Source organism: Actinoplanes sp. NPDC051411 (genome assembly GCF_040682075.1).
Taxonomy (GTDB): Bacteria; Actinomycetota; Actinomycetes; order Mycobacteriales; family Micromonosporaceae; genus Actinoplanes.
Genome location: NZ_JBFBAD010000104.1, coordinates 26325 through 34765, shown reverse-complemented (window position 1 = coordinate 34765; position 8441 = coordinate 26325). Strand labels below are relative to the sequence as shown.

9 protein-coding genes are annotated in these 8441 nt (G+C 70.8%); 5 read left to right on the top strand and 4 right to left on the bottom strand.

Translation table 11 applies throughout. The features are described 5' to 3' along the window. Positions 1–157: 157 nt before the first annotated feature. Positions 158–1279, bottom strand: a complete 1122-nt coding sequence (locus AB0M88_RS39530; protein ID WP_364110976.1) for a hypothetical protein — start codon at positions 1277–1279, stop codon at positions 158–160. Between the two features lie 533 nt (positions 1280–1812). Continuing rightward, positions 1813–2718, bottom strand: a complete 906-nt coding sequence (locus tag AB0M88_RS39525) for a LysR substrate-binding domain-containing protein (RefSeq protein ID WP_364110975.1) — start codon at positions 2716–2718, stop codon at positions 1813–1815. 134 nt (positions 2719–2852) lie between these two features. On the opposite strand from AB0M88_RS39525, the gene AB0M88_RS39520 reads away from it, so the two are divergent. The 3 genes from AB0M88_RS39520 to AB0M88_RS39510 all read left to right on the top strand — a co-directional run bounded on the left by AB0M88_RS39520 (position 2853) and on the right by AB0M88_RS39510 (position 5345). Next, the gene (locus tag AB0M88_RS39520) at positions 2853–3587 is read left to right on the top strand and encodes an SDR family oxidoreductase (protein WP_364110974.1); all 735 of its coding nucleotides are present in this window, start codon (positions 2853–2855) and stop codon (positions 3585–3587) included. 57 nt (positions 3588–3644) lie between these two features. Beyond that, positions 3645–4262, top strand: coding sequence for an NAD(P)-binding domain-containing protein (locus tag AB0M88_RS39515; protein ID WP_364110973.1), 618 nt, complete (start codon positions 3645–3647; stop codon positions 4260–4262). A 141-nt stretch (positions 4263–4403) separates the two neighbouring features. After that, on the top strand, positions 4404–5345 hold the full coding sequence (locus AB0M88_RS39510) for an SDR family oxidoreductase (protein ID WP_364110972.1): 942 nt from the start codon (positions 4404–4406) through the stop codon (positions 5343–5345). Between the two features lie 72 nt (positions 5346–5417). On the opposite strand, the gene AB0M88_RS39505 is transcribed toward AB0M88_RS39510, so the two are convergent. Continuing rightward, complete coding sequence (locus AB0M88_RS39505; protein WP_364110971.1) at positions 5418–5801, bottom strand: hypothetical protein; 384 nt, start codon at positions 5799–5801, stop codon at positions 5418–5420. Positions 5802–5852: 51 nt separating this feature from the next. Between AB0M88_RS39505 and AB0M88_RS39500 the strand changes: the two genes are divergently transcribed. Beyond that, positions 5853–6293 (top strand): MarR family winged helix-turn-helix transcriptional regulator, encoded by a 441-nt coding sequence (locus AB0M88_RS39500; RefSeq protein WP_364110970.1) that lies wholly within the window; start codon positions 5853–5855, stop codon positions 6291–6293. Between the two features lie 8 nt (positions 6294–6301). Here AB0M88_RS39500 and AB0M88_RS39495 read toward each other — a convergent pair whose 3' ends face one another. Continuing rightward, on the bottom strand, positions 6302–6961 hold the full coding sequence (locus AB0M88_RS39495) for a TetR/AcrR family transcriptional regulator (protein WP_364110969.1): 660 nt from the start codon (positions 6959–6961) through the stop codon (positions 6302–6304). 34 nt (positions 6962–6995) lie between these two features. On the opposite strand from AB0M88_RS39495, the gene AB0M88_RS39490 reads away from it, so the two are divergent. Continuing rightward, positions 6996–8438 carry an MFS transporter gene (locus AB0M88_RS39490; RefSeq protein ID WP_364110968.1) on the top strand — a complete coding sequence of 481 codons (1443 nt, stop codon included), beginning with the start codon at positions 6996–6998 and terminating at the stop codon, positions 8436–8438. Positions 8439–8441 lie beyond the last annotated feature (3 nt).

The following is an 8441-nucleotide window of genomic DNA, read 5'->3' as shown; positions in this document are numbered from 1 at the left end:
CACCGGCTTACCCGCGTCGAGATATTGCGAGGTGCCGTTGAACGCGACTCCCTGGCCGTTGTGGCCGTCGGCGAACGCCGGGTCGCCGACCGGGGGTGGCGTCTGCCCAGCGCGTCACCCAGGTTTGCCCCTCCTGAATCGGGCCCGGTGGCCGCTCTCAGCGGCGGCGCCGCAACGCACCGATCAGGATGAGGAACAGCGCGCCGACGACGAGGATCGCCCCGGTCAGGATCGCGCCGAAGGAAATCACGTCCTTGTCGTGGCCGGCGGCGGCCACGCGGGCCGATTCCGGCGCGGACGGCCGGGCGGACGACGGCGGCGCCCTGGTCGCCGACGGCGAGGCCACTGCCAGACGGCCCGGCAACGGGTAGCGCAAGATCACCGGGTCGCTGCCCTCCGAGACGGTCAACAGGGCGGTCCCGTCAGTGGTGTAGGCGACCGACTCTCCCTGCGGTTCGTCCGGCATCGCGACCGCCCGCGGTCGGCCCGCGGTCACCGCGGCGACGACATCGCCACCGGAGACATCGAATTCAAAGGCGTCCGCGTAGGTACGCAGCACCGCGAACCGCCCGTCCGGACTGACCGCGCCGCCCGTGATCACCAGGCGCCCCGCGAACGAGAACGGGTTGCTCGTGGTCGTCACCGGCAACGCCACCCTGCCCACCCGGCGCAGCGGCGTAGTCCGGCCAGCGGTCGGTGGGCGGACCGGCACGTAGACGCCCGCGGCGGCTACCGACTTGGTCACGATGATCGGAGTGCCCGAGGGGGCGATCAGCAACGCCTCGGCGTCGTGCGCGCCGTCCGGGTAGGACAGCCGGTACAACACCGGCGCCCTCGCCCCGGGCGCCAGCCGCCACAGCCCGACTGTGCCGCGCTCGGCGTCGTTGTCGCCGATGTCCGCTACCCACAGCGTGCCGTCCCGGGCGATTCCCAGGTCCTCGGTATCGCGCGGCCGCGACGGATACGAGAGGGTACGCACCACCGCGCACCCGGCGTTCAGGTAGAAGATCTTCCGATGGCTGGCGAGGTCGGACCCGTCGTTGACCACCACGTAGCCCGACCCGGTGGCGGCCAGCCCGGAAAGCTCGGTGAGCCGATCGTCTCGCACCTGGCACACCCGGTGCCGCCCGGCCGCCCCGGCCGGAGCCGGCAGCGCCACCACCCCGGCCAGTACGACCACGACTGCCACCCACCACCGCATGATCGTCACCGTGCCAGACGCCGGCAACACCACCGCGACAATCCCGCCGGCCCGCTCGTCCCACATCAGGTCACTCACCACGCGATGATCTCTGACTGTCCACCCCGGCATCCTGACTCGCCGCGATCCGCCCGATACTGAGCGCGACGACCCGCGCGGCAGCTCGGCTCGGGTTCAGGGCCGAGTTGAGTGCGCCGTAAGCGACTGGGCGGGGCGTTGGGCGGCCTGCAGTGCCGGGCGCGTGCGTTGCACGGACCCTCAGTCCGGCAAGCCCGGCGCCAGTTCCGTCAGCCGCCTCATCATGCTGCGTAGCTGTTGCTGGTAAACGGCGCGAGACATTCGCACATGAGCAGCAGGGGCCTGAGTCAGCCGAGAACGGTCGGGTCCAACCGGCGATCTCAGATCGCGGCAGTATCCGCTCATGCCGCGCTCCGTGCGCTTCGATTGCCGGATCGGTCGTCATCCGGGCTTGGCGTGCGGCAGCTGAACCGCGGGTATCGCGTCGTCATGTGTTGCCGGCTCGGCGAGTTCGAGCAGTGGGATTGTCTCGCGAAGTAAACGACAACACCTCTGACCATTTCCAAGAGACACCCGCGTGACGATGCTGGTTCTCACTGTGCGCCGGCATCGCCTCCAAGCTGCCACATTTCATAATTCCCGCATTCTGCTGTGATCTCGGACGTCGCCTGAGCCGCGGAAAGGAAGTCGTCGACCAGCGGCGAGGTGCGCGATTCCGCCACCGCCAGGCACACCTGGTCGGGGGCCAGATCCGGGATCGGCACATAGCTGACCTCCGGATGCGAATAGAACACGGTCGCCGAACGGGCCAGGAACGAGATCCCCCGGCCGGCCGCGACATGCTCGAGCGTCTCGTCCACCCCCCACACCTGGTATCCGGCGTCAGGGTGCGGGCGCTTGGTGGGCTGCGTGCTCGTGTCGGCGGGCCAGAGCACCGGCTCGCCGGCCAGGTCGGCCTCGGCGATCTGCTCCTTGCCGGCCAATCGGTGACCGGCGGGAAGCACTGCTACCCGCGGCTCGGTATAGAGCGGGGAGACGCGCAGGCCGGCCTCGTCGATGGGCAGTCGCACATAGCCGACGTCGATGCGGCCGTCGAGCAGCATCGCGGCCTGGTCGTCGCCTTCGATCCGCCGCAGATCCACCAGTACGTCCGGGTGCCGGATGGCGAACTGCCGTACCGCCGGGGTGACCGCGATGCCCGCCCGGAAGCCGACCATCAGCCGCCGGCGGCCGTTCGCGGCGACGGTCACCCGGCGGCGGACCGCGTGTGCGGAGGCCAGCAGCGGCCCGACGTCGGTCAGCAGTTGCCGGCCGGCGTCGGTCAGCGCCACGCCGTGGCTGTCCCGGGTCAGCAGCGGCGTGCCGAGCTCCTTCTCCAGCGCGCGGATCTGCCGGCTGAGCACCGGCTGCGCGATGTGCAGCTCCTCGGCGGCCCGGCCGAAGTGCAGCTTGTCGGCGACAGCGGCGAAGTAGCGCAACTTGCGCAGGTCCAGATCCATGAAGCCTCCCGGTCGGCGATGCCTCCAGGGTATCGCGACAGCTGAAAGAGGTCTTGGACAACCGATTCGGGCCGATGGCACGCTCAATAGGTACTGATCGGCCGGAATTTGATTTCGTGTGAATGGAGTCGGTTGTGGGAAAGCTCGATGGCAAGGTTGCGGTGATCACCGGCGCGACAAGTGGTATGGCGCTGGCCGGTGCGAAATTGTTTGTCGACGAAGGAGCTCACGTTTTCATTTCCGGCCGGCGGAAGGACGCGCTGGACGACGCGGTCAAGCTGATCGGCCGCAACGTGACCGGCGTGCAGGCCGATTCGGCCGACCTCGACGATCTGGACCGTTTGTTCGAGACGGTCAAGCAGGAAAAAGGCACGGTCGACGTGTTGTGGGCGAGTGCCGGAACCGGTGAGCAGGGCCGGCTCGGCGAGATCACCGGGGAGCAGTTCGATGCCGCGTTCTCGCTGAACGCACGCGGCACGCTGTTCACGGTCCAGAAGGCGCTGCCGCTGTTCAACGATGGCGGCTCGATCCTCATGACCGGGTCGAACGCGTCGCTGCGGGGCTATCCCGATTGGAGTGTCTACGCCGCGAGCAAGGCCGTGCTGCCCGCCTACGCCCGGGTGTGGGTGTCCGAGCTGCGGGACCGCCGGATCCGGGTGAACGTGCTGACGCCGGGCCAGGTCGGCTCGCCGATGATGGAGCAGGTCATGGACGCCGAAATGAAGGCGCAGTTCGAGTCCGTGATCCCGCGGCGGGAGATGGGCCGCCCCGAGGAGATCGCGTCGGTCGCGTTGTTCCTCGCCTCGGACGACTCGAGCTACGTCAACGGCATGGAACTGGTCGCCGACGGCGGAACCACCGTGATCTGAGCCCGTTCGGCGAACTCTCCGACACCCGTTCGTACACATTTAAGGGGAACACACGTCATGACCACGATCAGCATCATCGGCTCGGGCAACATGGCCACCGCCATCGGCACCCGGGCGGCGAAACACGGCCACTCCGTCGAGCTCATGAACCGCGACACCGCCAAGGCTCAGGCGCTCGCCGGCCAGATCGGCAACGGATCCACCGTCGGCACGTTCGGCGCAAGGCCGGTGGGTGACATCGTCATCGTGGCCGTCCTGTACGCCGGCGCGGTCGACGTGGTCGAGCACTACGGCGATGCGCTGGCCGGCAAGGTCCTCGTCGACATCACCAACCCGTTCAACGCCGATGCGAGTGGCGTCGTGACGTCCGCGGGCAACTCGGTGTCCCAGCAGATCGCCGCCGTCGCCCCGGAGGGCGCACATGTCGTGAAAGCCTTCAACACGATCTTCGGCGGCGTCATCGCCGAGGACAAGCCCCTGGACGCGTTCTTCGCCGGCGACAGCGCCGAGGCGAAGGCACGGGTCGCTGCCTTCCTGGAGAGCTTGGGCATGCGGGCCCTCGACGCGGGAGGGCTCGAGATGACCCACGCCCTCGAATGGGCCGGCATCCTCCTGGTGGGCCTGGCCCGCAGCGGCGCCGGCTTCGACATCGCCCTGGGCGCCGAGGTCCGCTGAAGCACGGCTACCGACCAACCCATGAAGGCGGCGGGAGCGGGCTGACCACCCCGGAGGGGACTTCCGCCGCGCAGGAGATCGCCAAGGCCGGTCCAGGCACGCACCACCACTCGCGCCACATCACTCACTCGGAGCAGCAGAATGCGGGTTTTCGTCACTGGCGGGACCGGCCATTCCGGTTCGTACATCGTCCCCGAGCTCATCGCCGCTGGGCACGAGGTGACCGGCCTGGCCCGGTCGGACACGGCCGCGGCGGCGCTGTCCGCGCTGGGCGCGAAGGTGCGCCGCGGCGACCTTGAGGACCTCGACGGCCTCAAGGAGGCGGCCGCCGACTCCGACGGCGTCATCCACGTCGCGCACCGGCAGGACCTGCTTTTCTCCGGCGGGGTCCACGCCGTGGCCGCCGCGGAGGTCCCGATCATGCTCGCGTACGGCGAGGCACTGGCGGGAACCGGAAAGCCCCTGGTCGCGGCGGGGAGCATCGGCTCGCCGGGGCAGGGACTCCTGGGCCGGACGGCCACCGAGGAGGATCCGGCTCTTCCCAGCGGCGATGAGCACGCGGGCACCCTGCGGGCTCGTAACGTCGTGGAGACCACCGTGATCGGCCTCGCCGAGCGGGGCGTGCGGTCTTCGGTCGTGCGGATCGCCAACATCGCGCACGACACGACCGATCGGACCGGCTTCCTCCCGGCCCTGATCGCGCTCGCGAAGGAGAAGGGCTTCACCGGCTACCCCGGAGACGGCGCGAACCTGTGGAACGCCGTGCACATCCGCGATGCCACCTCCCTGTTCCGCCTCGCGCTCGAGAAGGGCCCGGCCGGCCGATACTGGCACGCGGTCGACGACGGGGGCATCCCGTTCCGCGAGATCGCTGAGGCCATCGGCAGCCGTCTGGGCCTGCCCGCCGTGAGCGTTCCCGTGGACGAACTGGTGCTGCCGGGATACTTCGGGTTCCTCGCGAACATCGTCACGCAGAGCTACCCGGCGTCCAACCTCATCACCCGTCGGATCCTCGGCTGGGAACCCGCTCAGCCCCGCCTGCTCGCCGATCTGGACAACGGCCACTACTTCCCCGCCGGCTGACGGCCGGGACCCGACTCGCCGGGAGTCCGGCGCAGGGCAAGGAAGGCGGTCGGCCCGGGGCGAGAAGGGCTGTCAGCCGCCCAGCTTGCCGCCGACGGCGATGCGGTCCGGGCGCTGCGGTACGAACTCGACCGTTGTGCCGTCGCGGTGCCGCTCGCCCAGCACCGTCACGATCGCGTCGGTGACGCTCGCGGCCAGGCCGCTCAGGATCGCGGCCGCGTCCGGCCGGTCGAGGGCGTCGCCGCGGATGCCGAACGTCACGCTGGGCGCCGGAGCCGCGGCGGGGCGTCCGCCGATGCCCCAGCGCCCGGCCGGCAGGCCGATCAGGCGGACCACGACGCTCGGGCGGGCCCACTCGCCGTAGACCGCGGCCACCGCCGACGTCAGGCCGTCGATCAGTGTGTCTTCGCGACCGGTGAGGTCGGAATCCAGCGTGTACACGTCGAGGTGCGGCACGGCGTCTCCCTAAGATGTCTTTGAAAGCAAAGCTATGGGGAGGCCCGCACGGTGTCAACGCCCGATCCGGTCCGCGAGTTGATCCTGCTGATGCCGCGCCTCGTCGGCCGGGCCAAGCGCCTGCGGCCGCCGGCCGGGCTGAACGAGCTCGACCTGGCCCCACGGCACCTGTCGCTGCTGTCGCTGCTGCTGCTCGACGGGCCGGCCACCGTCAACGACCTGGCCGCGGCCCTCCGGGTCGCGCCGACCACGGTCAGCCTGCTGGTCGGTGACCTGAGCCGCAAGGGCGTGCTGGAGCGCCACGCGGACGACGCCGACCGCCGGCGCCGCATCGTCGACATCGCGGCCGCGAGCCGGCCGGCCGTCGAGGAGTGGCTCTCCCCCAGCGCCCGCGCCTGGCGCCGGGCCCTCGCTCCCCTGACCCCGGCCGAGCGCGACCGGCTGGTGGCGACCCTGCTCGCCTTCGAGCAGGCGTTGGACGACGGCGCCTGACCGGCCCGCTATGACCCGCCGGTGAGGCCGTTCACCAGGGCGCGCAGGCCGGCCGGATAGGAGTCGCGGGCCGCGATGACCGGCCACTGCGGTCCGATCGCGGCCAGGTGCGGCAACACCTCCGGGTCGAAGTGCCCGAAGTCGACGTCGGCCGGTTTCCGGCCCGAGCGGGCGCGCACCAGGATCTCTCCGACGGTGTAGTACCAGATCGCCCGGAACACCTCGACGGCCTGCTCACGGGTGCGTCCCGAGTCGACGGCGGCGGCCAGGATCGCCTCGACCGGGCGCAGGGCGGCCGTCTTGAGCAGCCCGACGAAGCCGTCGACGGTCAGCACCTCGGCGGCCCACGGCCAGGCGGCGAGGCTGTCGTGCAGGGTGATCGCGGCGGCCACGATGCGATCCCGGGGGTCGGAGAGACGGGGGTCGGCGAAACGGGGGTCGGCCGGCGGGATCTGCTCGGCGTACTCGTTGAGCAGCAGGAGCAGCAGGTCTTCCTTGTCGCGGACGTGGTGGTAGAGCGTCGTCGCCCCGATGCCCACCTCGGCCGCCAGCCGGCGGATCGTCAGCTTCTCCCAGCCGTCCTGATCGATCAGCTTGCGGGCCGCGGACAGGATCTGCGCGCGGGAGGTCATCGGCGGGCGGCCGGTCCGGCCATTCGTATTCGGCACGACGCCCATTGTGCTGGCGTGCTACTTTCGGAACATGTTCCGAAAGTCTTCCCGCCCCGGGCTCACCCTGGCCGCGGTGGCTGTCGTCCAGTTCATGGTGTCGCTGGATCTCTCGGTCGTGAACGTCGGTCTTCCGAGCATCGGGGCCGGCCTCGGCTTCAGCCCGGTCGGCCTGACCTGGGTCATCCACGCCTACGCCCTCACCTTCGGAGGCCTGCTCCTGCTCGGCGGCAAACTCGCCGACCGGTACGGCCGCAAACGCGTCCTCCTCGCCGGCCTGACCGTGTTCGGGCTGGCCTCCCTGCTCGGCGGCTTCACCCAGCAGGCCGGCGAACTCGTGGCCGCCCGCGCGCTCCAGGGCGCCGGGGCCGCCATGCTCTCGCCGGCCGCGCTCGCCCTGCTCACGGCCACGTTTCCGGCCGGACGCGCGCGCGTCCGGGCGTACGGGATCTGGGCCGCGATGAACGCGGCCGGCGGTGCCCTCGGGGTCTTGACCGGCGGCGTCCTGACTCAGTACGCCGGATGGCGCTGGGTGATGTTCGTCAGTGTCCCGATGTCGCTGATCGCGCTCGCCCTCGCCCTCGCCGGGCGCGGCATCGCCCTCGACCCGGTGCAAGAGAGAGCCGGGAGGCCGGACGTGCTCGGCGCGGTGCTCGCCACCTCGGGCATGGGGCTGCTGGTCTTCGGCGTCGTGCGCACCGACCGCTACGCCTGGACCTCCCCCGTCACCGTGGGAACGCTCACGCTGGCTGCCGCCTTGCTCGCCGTTTTCCTGTACGCGGAGAGCCGCACCGCCGGCGACCCCCTGATCCGCCTCGGGTTGTTGAGGAACCGCTCGGTGGCCGGGGCGAACCTCTACAACCTGCTGGTCGGGGCCGCGATGGCGGGAGCGTTCTACTTCGCGTCCCTCTATCTGCAGCGGGTCCTGGCCATCGGGCCCGCGCTGACCGGCGTGATGTTCCTGCCGTTCGCGCTCGGCGTGGCGGCCGGCTCGGTCCTCGCCATCAAGCTGGGCTACCGGTTGCCCGCCCGCACGCTGCTGATCCTCGGTGGCCTGCTGACCGCGGCCGGGTTCGCCTGGTTCGGCCGGATCAGCCCCGGCGGGTCGTTCCTGACCGACGTCCTCGGCCCGTCGATCGTCGCGAGCGTCGGCTTCGGGCTCTGCCTGGGCCCGGTCGTCTCGATCGCCACCGCCGGGGTGGCCCCGCACGAGGCCGGAACGGCGTCGGGGCTGCTCAACAGCTCCCGGCAGATCGGCGCGTCACTGGGGCTGGCCGTGCTCGGCACCGCCGCCCAGCACCGGACCGGGCCGGCCGTCACCGCGGTCGCGCTGAACTCCGGCTATGCCCTCGGGCTGACCTTGAGCGCGGTGCTACTGGTGGCCGCCGCGACCACCGCGCTGCTGCTGCCCCGGCCCGCCGGTGTCCTTCCACCCCACGTTTCGGCCCCGCGGCGGCGGGAATCCCTTGTTGAGTAACAA